Annotated in this window: 1 protein-coding gene; it reads right to left on the minus strand. The window is 50.4% G+C overall.

Annotated elements, in window-relative coordinates; genetic code table 11:
• On the minus strand, nucleotides 1-347 hold a 347-nt coding region (locus tag Q1A18_RS19005; RefSeq protein WP_299584736.1), incomplete at both ends, for a hypothetical protein.

The raw sequence follows: 347 nt of genomic DNA on the forward strand, positions 1-347 counted from the left end.
AGCTCCAGTAGTCGTTGTCTGTCATCCACGCTTCCAGTTCCAACTCCTCTTCCTGGTCAACATCCATCAGGTGGCTTCTGAAATGACCTTCATCCTTCATCCAGTTTTCCAGTTCCAGTGCAGGTTCTGCGGCCGGAAGGGCCAGGTGGGTATAAGCTCCGAAATAAATATCGTCGGTCATCCAGGCTTCCACTTCCAGTTCGGCATCCGTGGCTTGTTCCAAATAAAAGGCGGTGCTTTCCGCTGCGGCTGGTACGCTTAGCTCGGTGGCAGTGGTTTCTTCAACCATCAATAAGGCTACCTGTCCAAAACTGTTGTTGGTCAGTAACTGTTTCCAAAATCCTTGT

Source organism: uncultured Sunxiuqinia sp., assembly GCF_947495665.1.
GTDB lineage: Bacteria > Bacteroidota > Bacteroidia > Bacteroidales > Prolixibacteraceae > Sunxiuqinia > Sunxiuqinia rutila.